The organism is Pseudomonas sp. MWU12-2345 (assembly GCF_023242385.1).
GTDB classification, from domain to species: Bacteria; Pseudomonadota; Gammaproteobacteria; order Pseudomonadales; family Pseudomonadaceae; genus Aquipseudomonas; species Aquipseudomonas gingeri_D.
The window spans coordinates 65,486-82,518 of sequence record NZ_JALLJA010000016.1; the positions used below are offsets into that span (position 1 = coordinate 65,486).

Annotated in this window: 15 protein-coding genes; 3 read left to right on the plus strand and 12 right to left on the minus strand. The window is 62.0% G+C overall.

The features are described from left to right. Positions 1-73 precede the first annotated feature (73 nt). The 8 genes from arcA to M5C71_RS25645 form a co-directional block, all read right to left on the minus strand. A complete protein-coding gene (gene arcA / locus M5C71_RS25610) occupies positions 74-1,330 on the minus strand; it encodes an arginine deiminase (RefSeq protein ID WP_103494214.1) in 1,257 nt (418 codons plus the stop codon). 34 nt (positions 1,331-1,364) lie between these two features. Next, entirely contained in the window at positions 1,365-2,792 is a 1,428-nt protein-coding gene (gene arcD / locus M5C71_RS25615; protein WP_248768997.1) for an arginine-ornithine antiporter, read from the minus strand. Positions 2,793-3,457: 665 nt separating this feature from the next. Then, the gene (locus M5C71_RS25620) at positions 3,458-4,810 is read right to left on the minus strand and encodes a CoA transferase (RefSeq protein ID WP_248768998.1); all 1,353 of its coding nucleotides are present in this window, start codon (positions 4,808-4,810) and stop codon (positions 3,458-3,460) included. A gap of 258 nt (positions 4,811-5,068) precedes the next feature. Next, positions 5,069-5,476: a YbaN family protein gene (locus tag M5C71_RS25625; protein ID WP_248769034.1), complete on the minus strand. Its 408-nt coding sequence runs from the start codon at positions 5,474-5,476 to the stop codon at positions 5,069-5,071. Positions 5,477-5,675: 199 nt separating this feature from the next. Continuing rightward, complete coding sequence (locus M5C71_RS25630) at positions 5,676-6,284, minus strand: biliverdin-producing heme oxygenase (RefSeq protein WP_177102725.1); 609 nt, start codon at positions 6,282-6,284, stop codon at positions 5,676-5,678. A 114-nt stretch (positions 6,285-6,398) separates the two neighbouring features. Next, positions 6,399-8,984: a TonB-dependent receptor gene (locus M5C71_RS25635; protein ID WP_248768999.1), complete on the minus strand. Its 2,586-nt coding sequence runs from the start codon at positions 8,982-8,984 to the stop codon at positions 6,399-6,401. A 118-nt stretch (positions 8,985-9,102) separates the two neighbouring features. After that, complete coding sequence (locus M5C71_RS25640; protein WP_152741353.1) at positions 9,103-10,008, minus strand: FecR domain-containing protein; 906 nt, start codon at positions 10,006-10,008, stop codon at positions 9,103-9,105. Positions 10,009-10,172: 164 nt separating this feature from the next. Beyond that, positions 10,173-10,691 (minus strand): RNA polymerase sigma factor, encoded by a 519-nt coding sequence (locus tag M5C71_RS25645; RefSeq protein ID WP_103494207.1) that lies wholly within the window; start codon positions 10,689-10,691, stop codon positions 10,173-10,175. 282 nt (positions 10,692-10,973) lie between these two features. On the opposite strand from M5C71_RS25645, the gene M5C71_RS25650 reads away from it, so the two are divergent. Further along, positions 10,974-11,402, plus strand: coding sequence for a hypothetical protein (locus M5C71_RS25650; protein ID WP_248769000.1), 429 nt, complete (start codon positions 10,974-10,976; stop codon positions 11,400-11,402). 110 nt (positions 11,403-11,512) lie between these two features. Here the strand turns inward: M5C71_RS25650 and M5C71_RS25655 are convergent, their stop codons facing one another. The 4 genes from M5C71_RS25655 to gap form a co-directional block, all read right to left on the minus strand. Continuing rightward, positions 11,513-11,881 carry a DUF86 domain-containing protein gene (locus M5C71_RS25655; protein WP_177102707.1) on the minus strand — a complete coding sequence of 123 codons (369 nt, stop codon included), beginning with the start codon at positions 11,879-11,881 and terminating at the stop codon, positions 11,513-11,515. Continuing rightward, positions 11,878-12,168 (minus strand): nucleotidyltransferase family protein, encoded by a 291-nt coding sequence (locus tag M5C71_RS25660; protein WP_177102705.1) that lies wholly within the window; start codon positions 12,166-12,168, stop codon positions 11,878-11,880. Before M5C71_RS25660 ends, M5C71_RS25655 begins: the two co-directional genes overlap by 4 nt. Positions 12,169-12,485: 317 nt before the next feature. Further along, a complete protein-coding gene (locus M5C71_RS25665; protein ID WP_100944170.1) occupies positions 12,486-12,950 on the minus strand; it encodes a methylglyoxal synthase in 465 nt (154 codons plus the stop codon). A gap of 35 nt (positions 12,951-12,985) precedes the next feature. Beyond that, positions 12,986-13,987 (minus strand): type I glyceraldehyde-3-phosphate dehydrogenase, encoded by a 1,002-nt coding sequence (gap, locus tag M5C71_RS25670; protein ID WP_103494206.1) that lies wholly within the window; start codon positions 13,985-13,987, stop codon positions 12,986-12,988. A 212-nt stretch (positions 13,988-14,199) separates the two neighbouring features. Here gap and edd point away from each other — a divergent pair, with 212 nt between their 5' ends. Continuing rightward, complete coding sequence (edd, locus tag M5C71_RS25675) at positions 14,200-16,026, plus strand: phosphogluconate dehydratase (protein WP_103494205.1); 1,827 nt, start codon at positions 14,200-14,202, stop codon at positions 16,024-16,026. Next, the gene (locus M5C71_RS25680; protein ID WP_248769001.1) at positions 16,023-16,982 is read left to right on the plus strand and encodes a glucokinase; all 960 of its coding nucleotides are present in this window, start codon (positions 16,023-16,025) and stop codon (positions 16,980-16,982) included. The genes edd and M5C71_RS25680 overlap by 4 nt, the downstream gene beginning before the upstream one ends. Positions 16,983-17,033 lie beyond the last annotated feature (51 nt).

A 17,033-nucleotide genomic window follows, 5' to 3' on the forward strand; every position in this document is an offset into this window, starting at 1 on the left:
TGGATCTCCTCGGGTATGGGTTATCCGCCTGCCGTGGCCCTTCGTGGGGGCAAGGGCAGGTTTTGAATATCGGTCAGTAATCGATCGGGTCACGGATGATCGGGCAGGTCATGCAGTGACCACCGCCGCGGCCACGGCCCAGTTCGCTGGCGCTGATGGTGATGACCTCCACGCCGGCCTTGCGCAGCAGGGTGTTGGTGTAGGTGTTGCGGTCGTAGCCGATCACCACGCCGGGCTCCACGGCCACCACGTTGTTGCCGTCGTCCCACTGTTCGCGTTCGGCGGCGAAGCTGTTGCCGCCGGTTTCCACCACCCGCAGGGCCTTGAGGTTGAGGGCCTGGGCGACGGTGTCGAGGAAGTTGGTTTCTTCACGGCGGACATCGATGCCGCCAGGCTTGCTCTCGTCAGGGCGCAGGGTGAAGGCGACGATCTGGTTCACCACTTCCGGGAAGATGGTCACCAGGTCGCGGTCGCAGAAGCTGAATACGGTGTCCAGGTGCATGGCCGCGCGGGACTTCGGCAGGCCGGCAACGATCACCCGTTCCACGGCGTTGTGCTTGAACAGGTTCAGCGCCAACTGGCCGATGGCCTGGCGCGAGGAGCGTTCGCCCATGCCGATCAGCACCACGCCGTTGCCCAGGGGCATCACGTCGCCGCCTTCAAGGGTGGCGTTGCCGTGCTCCTGGTCCGGGTCGCCGTACCAGACCTGGAAGTCGGCGTTGACGAATTCCGGGTGGAATTTGTAGATGGCACTGGCCAGCAGGGTTTCCTGGCGTCGCGCCGGCCAATACATCGGGTTGAGGGTCACGCCGCCAAAGATCCAGCAGGTGGTGTCGCGGGTGAACTGGGTATTGGGCAGCGGCGGCAGGATAAAGCTGGAGTGGCCGAGGAAGTCGCGGAACATCTCGATGGTCTTGCCGCCGAAGCTGTTCGGCAGGTCATCGGCCGAGACGCCGCCGATCAGGAACTCGGCGATCTTGCGCGGTTCCAGGCTGCGCAGCCACGAGTCGACCTCGTGGACCAGCCCCAGGCCGACCTGGTTGGCGGTGATCTTGCGTTCGAGGATCCAGTCCAGGGCTTCCTTCTGAGCGACGATATCGGTCAGCAGGTTGTGCATTTCCAGCACGTCGATATCGCGTTCGCGCATCTTGGTGACGAAGTCGAAGTGATCGCGCTTGGCCTGGGCCACCCAGATCACATCGTCGAACAGCAGCTCATCGCAGTTGTTCGGGGTCAGCCGCTGGTGCGCCAGGCCCGGTGAGCAGACCAGCACCTTGCGCAGCTTGCCGGCTTCGGAATGAACGCCGTATTTCACTTTTTCCGTGGTCATTGCAGATCCTCCAGGGAACGAAACAATCAGGGTGTCAAAGGGTCAGGAAACCGTCGTACAGGCCATAGGCAGCCACCAGGGCGCCTATGACCACCGCGGCGAAAATCAGCTTCTCGACAGTGGTGAAAATCGCTTTGCCCAGCTCGTGCTTGGCCTTGGCGAACAGAATCACGCCGGGGGCATAGAGCAGGGCGGAGAGCAGCAGGTACTTGGTGCCGCCGGCGTAGAGCAGCCAGATCGCGTAGATCAGGGCGATGGCGCCGATGACCAGGTCCTTGCGGCGTTCGCCCGGGGCCTGTTCATAACTTTCGCCGCGCACCGCCAGCAGCACGGCATAGGCCGCCGACCACAGGTAGGGCACCAGGATCATCGAGGTGGCGAGGTAGATCAGCGACAGGTAGGTACTGGCGGAAAACAGCGTGATGATCAGGAAGATCTGCACCATGGCGTTGGTCAGCCAGAGGGCGTTGGCCGGTACCTGGTTGGCGTTTTCTCGGCGCAGGAACTCCGGCATGGTGTGGTCCTTGGCGGCGGCGAACATGATCTCCGCGCACAGCAGCACCCAGGACAGCAGGGCGCCGAGCAGCGAGATGATGAGGCCGACGCTGATCAGCACCGCGCCCCAGTGGCCGACTACATGTTCGAGCACGGCGGCCATGGATGGGTTCTGCAGTTTCGCCAGTTCCGGCTGGGTCATGATCCCCAGGGACAGGACGTTGACCAGCACCAGGAACAGCAGCACGGTGATAAAACCGATGACCGTGGCCTTGCCCACGTCCGAGCGTTTTTCCGCGCGGGCGGAGAAGATGCTCGCGCCCTCGATGCCGATAAACACCCAGACGGTGACCAGCATCATATTGCGCACCTGGTTCATGACACTGCCCAGGCTCGGGTTCTTAAGACCCCAGATGTCGGCGGTGAAGATATCCAGCTTGAACGCGAACAGCGCGATCAGCACGAACAGCAGCAGCGGCACGACCTTGGCCACGGTGGTGACCAGGTTGATGAAGGCCGCTTCCTTGATTCCGCGCAGTACCAGCCAGTGCACGGCCCACAACAGCAGCGAGGCCCCGACGACGGCGGCCACGGTATTGCCTTCGCCAAACACCGGGAAGAAGTAACCCAGGGTGCTGAACAGCAGGACGAAGTAGCCGACGTTGCCCAGCCAGGCACTGATCCAGTAACCCCAGGCGGACGAGAAGCCCATGTAGTCGCCGAAACCGGCCTTGGCGTAGGCGTAGACCCCACCGTCCAGGTTCGGTTTGCGATTGGCCAGGGTCTGGAACACGAAGGCCAGGCTCAACATGCCCACGGCGGTAATCGCCCAGCCAATCAATACCGCGCCGACATCGGCGCTGGCAGCCATGTTTTGCGGCAGCGAAAAGATACCGCCGCCAATCATTGAACCCACCACCAGAGCGACCAGCGCACCTAATCGCAGTTTTCCGGGTGATTCAGACATTGCATGACTCCAATCCATGGGAATTGAGGCGATAGGGTAGGCCAGGGGCAAAAACGAAAAATGATATAGATCAGATCATTGGCACATTCCGTTGTTTATGAACGACTTTTGGGGCCGCGCGGACACGCGGGCCTGCGTCTTAAGACACCTGTCCTAGAGCGGTCGAATGAGCGTTGAAAAGAATATTTCGTATTGCTGTGGAGGCTTAAACTAGACAAACCTGTGGATTGTGCAAATTTCGGACAGCGTTTTTTTAAACGCGTTCGATTTATTGGAAATAGTCCACAGAATCATCGAGTCGAACGGGTTTCATGGGCGCTATCGGTCTTGAACGACTACCTTTGTCATCCCTATCGAATAAACGTAGTGGCGCATTGGATAATTAATCGAGTGAGCATTTGTTGCTTTGTTAAATATTGAAACAATTAAGTAATCAAGATGACGCATATATCAGGGACGACCTGAGAACTGCGCTTCGGCGTGGTGATGGGGTCTACGAGGGAGGAGCATTGATGCTGAATCCCCGGGGGATCCTTGAGGTGGTTGATGATCCAGAGGGCCTCTTCGCGGGCAAGCCACGCTCCTACAGTTTTGCGTGAAAACGAAATGTCATGTACGACACCAAACTGTAGGAGCGTGGCTTGCCCGCGAAAGCGGTTTCGAACTCACCACCACTGCGGCGGATGAGCCCCCAGCTTCGTAGCGGCAAAGGCCCACTGCAACGGCACCGCCCCGACCTTCAGCGGCGACAGCAAACGTTGCGCCGGGCCCCAGGACGTCTGTTCCAGCACCGGGTTCCAGTCCTGCGCCCCTGCGGGCAACAGCGCTTCGGTCCCATTGACCGCTCCCTGTTCCACCAGCAACTTCGCCGTACGGGCCAGTGACAAACGCGCCGACCCTCCCAGCCCGCTGTGCAACCGTTCGGTCAGCGCACGGATCGCCGCGGCCGCCATAAGGTAGCCGGTGGCATGGTCCAGCGCCTGCACCGGCAGCGGGACGGGCTTGTCCGCCTGTTTCCACAGCATGCCGGCCTGGGCGATACCACTGCTCATCTGCACCAGGCTGTCGAAGCCCCGGCGATTGCGCCACGGGCCGCTCCAGCCATAGGCGTTCAGGCTCACATCAATCAGCCCGGGGGCCAGGCGCTGGCGCCGTCGGGCATCATAGCCGAGCCCGTCCAGTGCATCGGCGCGGTAGCCGTGCAGGAGGATATCGGCCCCGCCGAGCAGGCCTTCGAAGATCTCGCGATCAGCCGCGTCATGCAGGTTCAGGCGGGCGCAGTGCTTGCCCAGGGTCACGTCCGGGGTCAGGGCCGGCTCGTCCCAGCTCGGCGGATCGATGCGCAGCACCTCGGCACCCAGCCCTGCCAGGAAGCGGCTGGCCACGGGGCCGGCGAGTACGCGGGTCAGGTCGAGAACTTTGATGCCTGCCAATGGACGTGCCGGTGAGCCCAACCAGGTCCGTGAACCATGGCTGTCGTGGGTGTTTCGCTGAACCAGAGGCTCGGCATTGACCGCAAGCCCTTGGGGATGTTCCTTCCAGGCGGCCCACGAGCGCATTTGCGCGGCGCAGCCACCGGCCTCGACCACCGCCAGCTCCAGCTCGTCGGCCGCCCATTGGGCAACTTTTTCAGCCATGGCGCTGCGATCCGCCGCCAGTCCCAGGACGCGCTCGGCGGCGCGTCGATGGTGTGGGGCGTTGGTGTGCAGGCGGATCCAGCCGTCGGCGCTGGCGTAGTCGCCGGCAATCGGGTCCCAGGGCGGCGGGATTTCCCAGCCTGCGGGTTGTATCGCCGTGCCGAACCAGAGTGAAGCCAGGCGCCGGTCAACTTCGACGGCGGGGCGCTGCCCGCTCTGTTGCAGCAGCAGTTCGGCGACGGCCTGGCCGGCAGCGGCGAGTGTGGCGCCAGCCAGTTCGGTAACGGCAAAAGCCGAGGGTAGAACGCCGCTGCCGGTGAACAGTGGCGGCGAGAGGGGCAGGTCGAGTGCGGCTTGAATGGACGTCAATAGATCGGTCATCGAAGGCTCTCCGTGAGAAGGGCCATTGCACCTGAAATACGGGCGATTGTCGATGTCGGGTGTGGCCTCCAGACCGTCAATATATTCTTGATCCTGGCCCTGCTATTCCGATCCATGCGGTCCCTGTAGGCGCCGGCTTGCTGGCGATCCGGGCGACGCGGATTAACAGGAAACCGCGTCGCTGCCATTGCCAGCAAGCCGGCTCCTACAAGTCGGTGTTTGCCGAAAAAATGCCCTCCCGCAGGAACTGACGGGGGCTCAGGACGCGTCAGGCAGCGCAAGCCGCTCCGGACGCGACCAGATCCACAGGTTGCCCAGGCTCATTCCGGCGATGGCCAGGTAGATCGGCCAGCCGTGTTCGAGCATCACCAGCATCAGCGTCGCGCAGAGCAGCATGCTCACGGTGGCACTGACCTTGGCCTTGCGGGTGATGATCTTGCCGTTGCGCCAGTTGCTCAGGATCGGGCCGAACAGCCGGTGGTTTTCCAGCCAGGCACTCAAGCGCGGCGAACTCTTGGTAGCGGCCCAGGCGGCCAGCAGGATGAACTCGGTGGTCGGCAGGCCTGGAATGACAATGGCGACCAGACCGATGCCCAGGCTGACATAGGCGAGCAGGCCGAAGAGCACGCGGGCGAGTTTGGAGGAGGAGGGTTTTGGCTGGGTCATGGTGTCAATTGTGCGGCGATGGAGTGAACGGCTCAAGCCCCGGATCCTGTGGTTGCCTGTGCAAAGGGGTGTACGCAAGATTAGGGCGCTACGCGTAACGTGTAGGAGCGAGCTTGCTCGCGATGGTCTGAAGAGCGCTGCGGTGCTCCAGTTATCCTGCGTCATCGTTGACGTCCATCGCGAGCAAGCTCGCTCCTACTCAGGCCAGTTCCGGCGCCGTGGCGTAAGCCTGTTCCAGCAACAGGGTAAAGCGCACGAACGCATCAATCGCGCCTTTCTCCGCAGCGGCTTCTTCTTCGGCGCTCAGCTCCAGCCCGTCGAGGGTCCGGGTAAAGCTTTTCCAGCCCTCGGCGCGACCGCCGACCGGTTCGCCCAGGTGGCGGGCACCGAAGGTTTCGCTGAGGCCCAGGCCCACGGCGCGCTTGATCAGGAACGCGGCGCCGAGCTTGGAACCTTCGGAAACGAAGAGCCAGCCCAGGGCTTCGGCCTTGCTCGGGTTCTTCACGGCACCGGCCATCGGCGCGGGTACTTCGGTGTCCAGGTCCGCCAGATCGGCCTTGGCCGCTTCAGCGCGGCAACGTTCGGCCAGGTCCGGGACGATGGCGATCAGTTCGGGATCGTTGTACAGCGACACCAACTCCGACTGGAACAGGTACTGGGCCACCACGAAACGGGCGAAATTCGCCTGGGTTTCGAACGGCGCATGGGTTTTGACCAACTGGTCGAGCCTGGCATGGGGTTCATGGGTGATCTGGTTCAGGCGTTGCGAGCGCAGGCTCGGGCGTTGGGTGTTGTCCGGGGTGGTCATGAGCATGTCCTTGAGAATGAGAGGCACTGTCTGACGAGACGAATCAGAAGACGCGCGACAGTAAAAAAACTCACCCGGGCCCTGCAATATTCGGCCGGGTGAGGTGCGGTCCGGTCAGATATCCCAGACCAGGTTGACCGAGAAGTTGCGTCCCGGGGCGGTCAGGCGCTCGAGGTTGGCCGGGTTCAGCACACCGGCTTCGCCGACGCTGTCGTAGCCGCGTACGTCATCCCAGTTCCAGTACTTCTTGTCGGCCAGGTTGTAGAGACCGGCATTGACGGTGATGTCATGGCTGACCTTGTAGTAGCCGGTCAGGTCCAGCAGGCCGTAGCCCGGGGTCTTGAACTGCTCGCCCTTGCCGTCCGGGGAGAAGAAGTTGCTGCTGTCGACCCTGTTCTTGCGTTGTACCAGGGTCCAGCTCAACAGGCCGCCGTAGTTGTCCTGGTCGTAGCCCAGGCCCATGACGGCAGTGAGGGGGTTGACGCTGTTGAGCGGTTGCCCGGTGTCGTTGTTGCGGCCATAGGCATAGGCCACGGAACCCTTGCTATAGAGACCCTGCGGCGCACCGAAGGCATCCAGGTTGAGGCGACCCTTGAGTTCGGCACCCTTGATGGTGGCGTGCCGGATGTTGTTGGTCTGGAAGGTCAGCTCGCTGTAGCCGGGGGCGATGGCGTCTTCGTTGATGAAGTCGCGGTACTGGTTGTAGAACACCGCCAGGTCAAACGAGCCAGCGTCGAACTTGCCGCGCAGGCCGGTCTCGTAGCTCTTGCTCTTTTCCGGTTGCAGGTTCGGGTTCGGTGCGACCTGATAGCCGGTGCTCAGGTTCTGGAAGCGACCGTACAAGGCCTTGGCCGACGGGGTGCGGAAACCTTCGGCGTACTGGCCGTACCAGGTGTACTGGTCGCTCAGGGCGTAGGTCAGGCCGAACTTGGGTGAGACGCGATGCCAGGTCTTGTTGGAGCCGTCGACGGCGCCGCCGCCCGCTGCGGCGATGGTGTTGAGGAACTCCTGGGTGATATGCGGCTTGAGCTGGGTGTAGTCATAGCGCAGGCCCGGCAGGAAGGTCCATTGGTTCCAACTGATCTGGTCCTGGGCGAACAGGCTGTAGCTGTCGATGGTCGGGTCGGGGAAGTCGCTGGACTTGACCAGGCGGTCGGACGGACTGTCGGCGCCCACGGCGGTACAGCCCCGGCCCACGGCCAGGCAGACCCCGGAACCGCTACGGGAACCGGTGACCTCCTGTTGCTTGAGGGTGGTGCCATAGGTCAACAAGTGATCGGTCGCACCGATAGTGAAGGCCTTGTCGGCCTGGGCATCGAAGACCCATTGCTTCTCTTCATAGACCGTATCGCGGCTGCGCAGGACATTACGGGTGAACGGGAAGTAGTTTTCCAGGGTGCTCTGGTCGGTCTTCGCGATCTGGTAGTTCAGGCTCAACTTGAGATGATCGGCCACGGCGCTGTCCAGGCCGAAGCTGTTCTCGATGCCGAAGCGTTCACGGCTGATGGTGTCGTTGCCGGTGCGCGAGCGGTACATGCTCAGCGGCTGGCCGACGTTGAACGGGCCGCCGACGGCGCTGCGTTCGTTGGTATCGACTGAGTCCTTGTAGCGCTCATAGGTCAGGCCCAGGCGCGAGGTGTCGTTGTAGTTCCAGCCGAGCTTGGCCAACACGTTGGTGGCCCGGGCTTTCTCCGGGTTCGCGGCGGTGCGGTTCAGGCCGTTTCCGCCAGTATCGCCATAGGACTCGGTCTCACGTCCGTTGCGCTGGCTCAGGTGCAGCAAGCCGTCGAAGTCGCCGCTGCGTCCGGCGACGGTGCCGGAGGTCAGCCAACTGTTATCGGCCGAGCTGTAGCCGCTTTTCAGGCGGGCGCCGACGTCCTGGCCGGGCTTGATGATGTCCTCCGGGTCGAGGGTGTAGTAGCTCACGGCGCCGCCGATGGCGTTGCTGCCGTAGAGCACCGAGGCCGGGCCGCGGAGGATCTCCACGCGCTTGATGATTTCCGGGTCGACGTAATTGCGCTGGGTGTTGGCGTAGGGACCGTTGAAGAAACTGTCGGGAATTTCGACGCCGTCGACCTGGGTCAGGATCCGGTCGCCGTCGATGCCGCGAATGTTGTAGTTGCTGATGCCGCCGCCACGCTGGCCGGCACCGCCGACCGAGACACCGGGTTCGTCACGCACCAGTTGCTTGAGGGTGTTGACGTTCTGGCGGTCGAGTTGCTGGCGGTCCTTCACCGTCACGGTGTTGGGCACCGAGTTGACGTCCTGCTCCTGGCGGGTGGCGCTGATGGTCACCTGCTCCAGGTTCAGGATGCTGCCGCTGGCGCGTTTTTCCAGGACGATGCTGTTGTCGCCGACTTTGCGGTAGCTCAGGTTGGTGCCGACCAGCAGGCGCTCGAGGGCTTTTTCCGGCGGCAGCGCACCGCGTACGCCCGGCGAGGCCACGCCCTGGCCGAGTTCGGCGGGCAAGCCGACCTGCCAGCCGGTGATCGAGGTGAAGGCGTTGAGCGCCGAGACCAGGGGTTGTTGCGCGATCGAGAAACTGTAGTTGCCCAGGCTCCTGGCCGGTTGTTCGGCGCTACTGGCGGCCAGCACTGGCGTTGCTTGTACGCCGGCCAGCAGGATGGCCGCGGTCAGCAAGGACAAGGTGCATTGTTGCAGGCCGCCGGCGCGGGCCTTGGAGGTAAAACGAGTGGGCATCGATAGCGCTCCCGGGTGGACGAATCGTTATAGGTGCTGCGTGATTCAAAGTGAGAATCAATCGCATTGGCTATAACGAGACGTATGGGTAGCGGCTATCGCGTAAAAATAATTATCCTCAGTTGAGAATCACCAGCGCCGGGTACTCCGAAACCTTGGCGGAGGTGATCTGGGCCAGGGAGCGGACCACGTCCAGGGGCTTGTCCAGACGGTAGTTGCCGGTGACGGCGACCTGGGCCAGGTGTTCGTTGTTGTTGACGATCCAGCCGGGGTAATAGCGCCGCAGTTCGGCCAGGACCTGGCCCATGGGGCAGTTTTCGAACACCAGGCGGCCCTGGACCCAGGCCAGGTCCTTCTGCGCATCGAGCTTTTCCGGGCGGCCGAAGCCATGGGGCCCGACCTTTACGCTGTTACCGGCGGAGAGACGCAGGCGCGCGCTGTCATCGAGAGTGCGCAGGTCGACATCGCCGCGCTGGACCTGCACCTGCGCCTCGCCATCGAGGTAGCGCACGGCGAAGCTGGTATCGCTGACACTGGCGCGCACTGGTCCGGCATCGATTTCCAGCGGGTGTTCGCGCTCGGCGGCAACCTCGAAGAACGCCTCGCCCTTGTACAGCCGAGCCTTGTGTTGGCGGCCGCTGAAGTTGCTGGAGAACGCTGAATTGGTGTTGAGCAGGACTTTCGAGCCGTCCTCGAGTTGCAGATGCTGGCGTTCGCCGGCCACGGTCAGGTGATCGGCCTGCAGGCGCAGGGGCAGATTGCTGTAGCTGCCGATGGCGATCAGCAGCACGGCGGCGGTGGCCAGGGGTTTCCAGTGTGGGCGCAGACGCCGCAGCAGTGACGGGCGCCGCCGTTGTTGCAGGACCTGGGCGGCGGCAAACACCGGCGGCGCGTTCCAGGCGCCGCTGGCGCGTGCATAGGCCTGGGCATGGCGCGGGTCGGCGGCCAGCCAGGTGTCGAAGGCGGCCTGCTGCTCGGCGCTCGGGCACTCCATCAGGATCAGCCAGTCCAGTGCCTGATCCATGGCTGCGTCATGGGGCACCGGCCCGGAGGGGCGCGGGTCTTGACTGTCTGTCACGGGTGTTCCTCGGCAACGTTTGCCACGGTTTGGTTCAACGATCTTATGGTTTTGCGTGATAGAGCTGTAGGACGTTTGAGCGGATTATCCACGCTATCGGGCAGCAGAGCTTAAGGGCGATCCAGGCGTTCGGCCACACCGACACAGATCGCCATGATCAGCTTGAGCTCTTTTTGCACGGTGCTCAGGGACACATCGAGCTCGTCGGCGATCTCCTGGTAGCTGTAGCCGTGGAGGCGGCTGAGGATGAAAATCTGCTGCTGGCGGGCACTCAACTGGCCGAGGCTGACGCTCAGGCGCTTGAGCATCTGCTCGGCGTGGATGGCGTCTTCCGCAGTGCTCAGGGGCGCGGCGACATTCTGCATGACGTCCAGCGGCACATCGTCCATCAGGGTGCGCGACTGGATACGCAGCGCGCGCAGATGATCCAGGGCCAGGTTGCGGGCGGTCTGGAAGACGAAGGGTTCGAGGTGATCCACCGGACGTTCGCTCAGGGCACGGGTAACCCGCAGGTAGGTTTCCTGCAGCAGGTCTTCGGCGGTGCTGGGGTTATTGACCATGCGCTGCAAGGTCCGCAGCAGCGTGACACGCTGGGCGAGGAAGACAGTATTGAAGTGGGACTGACTCACGGAAGCACCGGACCGATTGCAAGCGAATGATAATGCTTATCATCTGCCTTGTAGGTCAAGTCTTAATGTATTTCGCCGTTGGTGTCTTGCTCCTACAGAGTGGCTGAGTGGATTTCGAAAATGTCTGATATTTCCTACTGTCCGCGGAGGTGGGAGAAGATTGCAGGTGCATAAGGTGAGCGCTAGATTTGGTCGTCGCTGAAAACTCAGCGGTACGGGGTTTGCAGCCCGGAGTTAAGCAAAGGCGCACAACGCCGCGAAAGCGGTTTAAGGAGCGTCACCGTGACAAAGAAAACCATCTCCGATTCGCCTCTCTCTCGTAAAGCACCCAGCACCGTCGACAAAGAGAAGTATCTTCGTAAAGTCTCTGATGATCCCGCCAGTGAGACCGAACGGGTTCCGGCAAACACGCCTCGTTTACTCGATACCCTCGCGTTCACCTGCTCCAAACCGGTCATCCCCGAATCCCTATACAAGCCCACGCTATTTGCCATTCAACCGGGCATCAGTGCCCAGGATGCGTTGACCTACGTTTCGAATCTGCTCGAAACGGCGGAGCTCAATGGCGATGAAATCAGCCTGCATATCAACCCCGTCGAGCGGGCGTTGTTCTGGGGCATGCTGCATTCGGTGGAGGTGGCGCGTGCGGTGGTGGATGCGCTGCTGGAAGGTTCGCGAGCACCTGATTCTGTGTCACCGTCATTCGACTGAAACCGACAAGTGAAAACGAAAAAAGCCCGCCAAAGGCGGGCTTTCAACACTTTCGTCTGTTCCCTGCGAAATCAATGCTTACAACATTTGAGCCTTGTCCGGGGGGGGCATTATTCTATCTCATCGCTTTCGGCATCCTGGCGCACGGCGGCCAGTTGTCTCAGTAACTCCGGCAATGCAGATTGCACGGTGTCCCACACTACATCGAGGTTGATGTCGAAGTAACCGTGGGCAATGCGGTTGCGCATACCGCGCATGCTGCGCCACGGTACTTGCATGTGAGCCTGGGTAAACTCGGAGTAGCCGTCCATCACTTTCGTCGCCGCTTCACCGATGATGATTAGGCTCATGATGACAGCCTGCTGGGTACGCTTGTCCTCCAGGAAGTCATCCTTGGCCAGTCCTTCCACGAAGCTGCACGCATCGACCGCAGCCTGCTGCATGTGGTCGAGGTAATCGGGCAGGCGGTTCTCGCTCATACGGGCTGCGCTTCCGCGAGAACCTTGGCACGGAACTTTGGCGGTAGATCGGGAGGGGTCAACAGATCGACGTGGATACCCAGTAACGACTCCAGCTCATCCTGCAGGCCGCCCAGATCGAACATCGTCGTGCCGGGCAGCGCGTCGACCAGTAGATCGAGATCGCTACCGTCCCCGTCAGTACCGTGCAGCACTGAACCAAAGACCCGCGGGTTCGCCGCGTGAAAGCGACTTGTCGCTTCGCGTACTGCGCCTCGATTCATGTCGAGTACAACAGACGGTCGCATGATCATTCTTCCTTATCGAAACTCGTGAAGAGGGTATGCAATCAAGAATGGAGTTTCAAGAACTGTATTCAGGGGCAAAAACGAAAAAAGCCCGCCAAAGGCGGGCTTTCAACACTTTCGTATGTCACCCCGGCGAAATCAATGCTTACAGCATTTGAGCCCTGTCCGGGTGGCTAATGGAGCAAATCCTATGGATAAGCGACGGGCTCGTCAACGGTAAAAAGCGCTGACGTAGCAATGGCGATGTCACATTCACCACCGCTATCGCTGGCAAGCCAGCTCCCACAGGAGATTGTGTTCAGCATGGCCGACCGACGTTAACGCCGTGCCGCCAGATACGCCTCATAGTCCGGCACCCGATACTCATGGGCCTGTTCCATCATCGGGCTGCTGAGCAGGTAATCGGCGGTGCATTCGTTGCAGGCCACGGGAATATTCCACACCGCCGCGACCCGCAACAAAGCCTTGATATCCGGGTCATGGGGCTGCGGCTCGAACGGATCCCAGAAGAACACCAGCATGTCCACCCGCTGCTCGGCGATGCGGGCACCCAGTTGCTGGTCGCCGCCCAACGGGCCGCTGATCATGCTTTCCACCGCCAACCCCAGGCGCTTGTTCAGCAACAACCCCGTGGTGCCAGTAGCCACCAACTCATGCTGGGCCAGACGATCTTTCTGGCGCTCGGCCCAGTCCAGCAAAAACACCTTGCAATGGTCGTGGGCCACCAGGGCGATACGCTTGCGCGCCGCCATGGTGGCCTGGGTAAAGCTGATCCCTATCATCGGTTCCTGCTCCACGCCTGTTCCTCGTTCCGCATTTATTCGGCGTTGCACAGCGCCAGGCAGTTATCCAGCATGCGGTTGGAGAAACCCCACTCGTTGTCGTACCAGGCCAGGACCTTGAGCAGCTTGCCGCTGGCCTTGGTGTGGTTGGCGTCGAAGATCGACGACAGCGGGTTGTGGTTGAAGTCGCTGGAAACCAGCGGCAGGGTGTTGTAACCCAGGATCTTCGAGTGCTGGCTGGCTTCCTTGAGCAGGGCGTTGACTTCTTCCGCCGTGGCCTCGCGCTTGAGCTGCACGGTCAGGTCCACCAGGGACACATTGATCACCGGCACACGCACGGCCATGCCGGTCAGCTTGCCCGCCAGTTCCGGCAGCACCAGGCCTACCGCTTCGGCGGCGCCGGTCTTGCTCGGGATCATGTTCTGGGTCGCCGAACGCGCGCGGTACGGGTCGGTGTGGTAGACGTCGGTCAGGTTCTGGTCGTTGGTGTAGGCATGGATGGTGGTCATCAGGCCACTTTCGATACCCAACTCGCGGTGCAGCACCTGGGCCACCGGGGCCAGGCAGTTGGTGGTGCACGATGCGTTGGAAATGATCTGGTGCGATTGGCGCAGGATGTCATGGTTGACCCCGTACACCACGGTGGCATCGGCGCCTTTGGCCGGTGCGGAAATAATCACTTTGCGGGCGCCGGCGGTCAGGTGCGCGGCGGCCTTGGCACGGTCGGTGAACAGACCGGTGCATTCAAAAACCACGTCGATCTTCTCGGCGGCCCAGGGCAGTTCGGCCGGATTGCGGATCGCGCTGACCGAAATACGGTCACCGTTGACGGTCAGGCTTTCATTGTCGTGTTCTACGCTGGCATCAAAGGTGCCGTGAACCGTGTCGTACTTGAGCAGGTGAGCATTGATGGCGCTGTCGCCCAGGTCGTTGATGGCGACGACCTGCAGGTCCTGGCGGTAACCTTGGGTATAGAGTGCACGCAGGACGTTGCGGCCGATGCGGCCAAAACCGTTGATTGCGATTCGTAGAGTCATTTAGGGAAGCGCCTGTCATAGTTTTGTTGTTGGAATTACAAGATTATTCGCATAAAAATAGAAAACAAGCCTTTTTAGTGGCAATATTTTGTTTTATCTACAACGAGTGACCTGAATCAACAGGTCCAGATGATTGAAAAGCCCCGCCATACGAGGCTTTCGGTCAGCTTGGAACCACAGGTCGCCACATCCGTTAGCCTGGAGTTCTACACATGCATCCCCGCGTTCTTGAGGTCACCGAACGGCTTGTCGCCCGTAGCCAAGCCACTCGCCAGGCGTATCTGGCACTGATTCGCGGTGCCGCCAGTGACGGCCCGATGCGCGGCAAGCTGCAATGCGCGAACTTTGCCCACGGCGTGGCCGGGTGTGGCACCGACGACAAGCAGAACCTGCGTCTGATGAACGCCGCCAACGTGGCGATCGTTTCTTCCTATAACGACATGCTCTCCGCCCACCAGCCCTACGAAACCTATCCGCAACAGATCAAGCAGGCCCTGCGCGAGATCGGTTCGGTCGGCCAGTTCGCCGGTGGCGTGCCAGCCATGTGCGATGGCGTGACCCAGGGCGAGCCGGGCATGGAGCTGGGCATTGCCAGCCGCGAAGTGATCGCGTTGTCCACCGCCGTGGCCCTGTCCCACAACATGTTCGACGCGGCGATGATGCTCGGCATCTGCGACAAGATCGTGCCCGGCCTGTTGATGGGCGCCCTGCGCTTCGGTCATCTGCCGACCATCTTCGTGCCCGGCGGGCCGATGGTCTCGGGGATTTCCAACAAGGAAAAAGCCGATGTGCGCCAGCGTTATGCCGAAGGCAAGGCCAGCCGCGAGGAGCTGCTGGAGTCGGAGATGAAGTCCTACCACAGCCCCGGCACCTGCACCTTCTACGGCACCGCCAACACCAACCAGTTGCTGATGGAAGTCATGGGCCTGCACCTGCCGGGCTCGTCCTTCGTCAACCCGAATACCCCGCTGCGTGATGCCCTGACCCGCGAAGCGGCGCACCAGATCACCCGCCTGACCAAACAGAGCGGCAGCTTCATGCCCCTGGGTGAGATTGTAGACGAGCGTTCGCTGGTCAACTCCATCGTTGCCCTGCACGCCACCGGCGGTTCCACCAACCACACCCTGCACATGCCGGCGATTGCCCAGGCGGCCGGTATCCAACTGACCTGGCAGGACATGGCCGACCTCTCCGAAGTGGTGCCGACCCTGTCCCACGTCTATCCGAACGGCAAGGCCGATATCAACCACTTCCAGGCGGCGGGCGGCATGGCCTTCCTGATCCGCGAACTGCTGGAAGCCGGCCTGTTGCACGAAGACGTGAATACCGTCGCCGGCCACGGCCTGAGCCGCTACACCCAGGAGCCGTTCCTGCAGGACGGTGAACTGGTATGGCGCGACGGCCCGATCGAAAGCCTCGATGAAACCATCCTGCGCCCCGTGGCCCGTGCCTTCTCCCCTGAAGGTGGCCTGCGGGTGATGGAAGGCAACCTCGGACGTGGTGTGATGAAAGTCTCCGCCGTGGCCCTGGAACACCAGATCGTCGAAGCACCGGCGGTGGTGTTCGAGGACCAGCAGGACCTGGCCGACGCGTTCAAGGCCGGCTTGCTGGAGAAGGACTTTGTCGCGGTGATGCGCTTCCAGGGGCCGCGTTCCAATGGCATGCCGGAACTGCACAAGATGACGCCGTTCCTCGGCGTGTTGCAGGACCGTGGCTTCAAGGTCGCGCTGGTCACCGACGGGCGGATGTCCGGGGCCTCGGGCAAGATTCCGGCGGCCATCCATGTCTGCCCCGAAGCCCATGTGGGTGGGGCGCTGGCGCGGGTCCGCGATGGCGACGTGATCCGCGTGGACGGGGTCAAGGGCACCTTGCGGGTGCTGGTGGACGACACCGAATTCGCCGCGCGCGCGCCTGCGATCGGCTCGTTGGGTAATAATATCGGCTGTGGCCGCGAACTCTTCGGCTTCATGCGCATGGCCTTCAGCTCGGCGGAGCAGGGCGCCAGCGCGTTCACTTCGGCCCTGGAGCACCTTGAATGAAGTTGGCGTTGGTAGGCGACATTGGCGGGACCAATGCGCGGTTCGCGTTGTGGAAGGACAATGCCCTGGATGAAGTGAAGGTCCTGGCGACCGTCGATCACAGCAGCCCCGAGGAGGCCATCAAGGTCTACCTCGACGGCCTGGGCCTGGCGCTGGGATCGGTCGGCGCCGTGTGCCTGTCGGTGGCCGGCCCGGTGGGTGGCGACGAGTTTCGTTTCACCAATAACCACTGGCGGCTGAGCCGCCGGGCGTTCTGCGAAACCTTGCAGGTCGACGAGCTGTTGCTGGTCAACGACTTTTCGGCCATGGCCCTGGGCATGACCCGCCTGGAGCCGGGTGACTACCGCGTGGTCTGCGAAGGCACGCCGGAGCCGCTGCGTCCGGCGGTGGTGATCGGTCCTGGCACCGGGCTCGGTGTCGGCACCCTGCTGCACTTGGGCGAGCAGCACTTCATGGCCTTGCCGGGGGAGGGCGGGCATGTCGACCTGCCCCTGAGCAGCCTGCGTGAAACCCAGCTTTGGCAGCATATCCACAGTGAAATCGGCCATGTCAGCGCCGAGACTGCCTTGAGTGGTGGCGGTTTGCCGCGGGTGTACCGGGCGATCTGCGCGGTGGACGGGCATGTGCCTGTGCTGGAAACTCCGGAGTCGATTACCGCTGCCGGCCTGGCCGGCGATCCGATTGCCCGGGAAGTGCTGGAGCAGTTCAGCTGCTGGCTGGGTCGGGTGGCCGGCAACAACGTGCTGACCACGGGCGCGCGCGGTGGGGTGTATATCGTCGGTGGGGTGATCCCACGGTTTGCCGACTTTTTCATCAACAGCGGTTTTGCTCGGAGCTTTGCTGACAAAGGCTGCATGAGCGATTACTTCAAGGGGATCCCGGTGTGGCTGGTGACGGCCCCGTATTCCGGGTTGATCGGCGCGGGGGTGGCGTTGCAGCAGGCTTTCGCGCACTGATCCCGTTACGTGGCGCGTTCTTCGCGGGCAAGCCCTGCTCCTACCGTACGT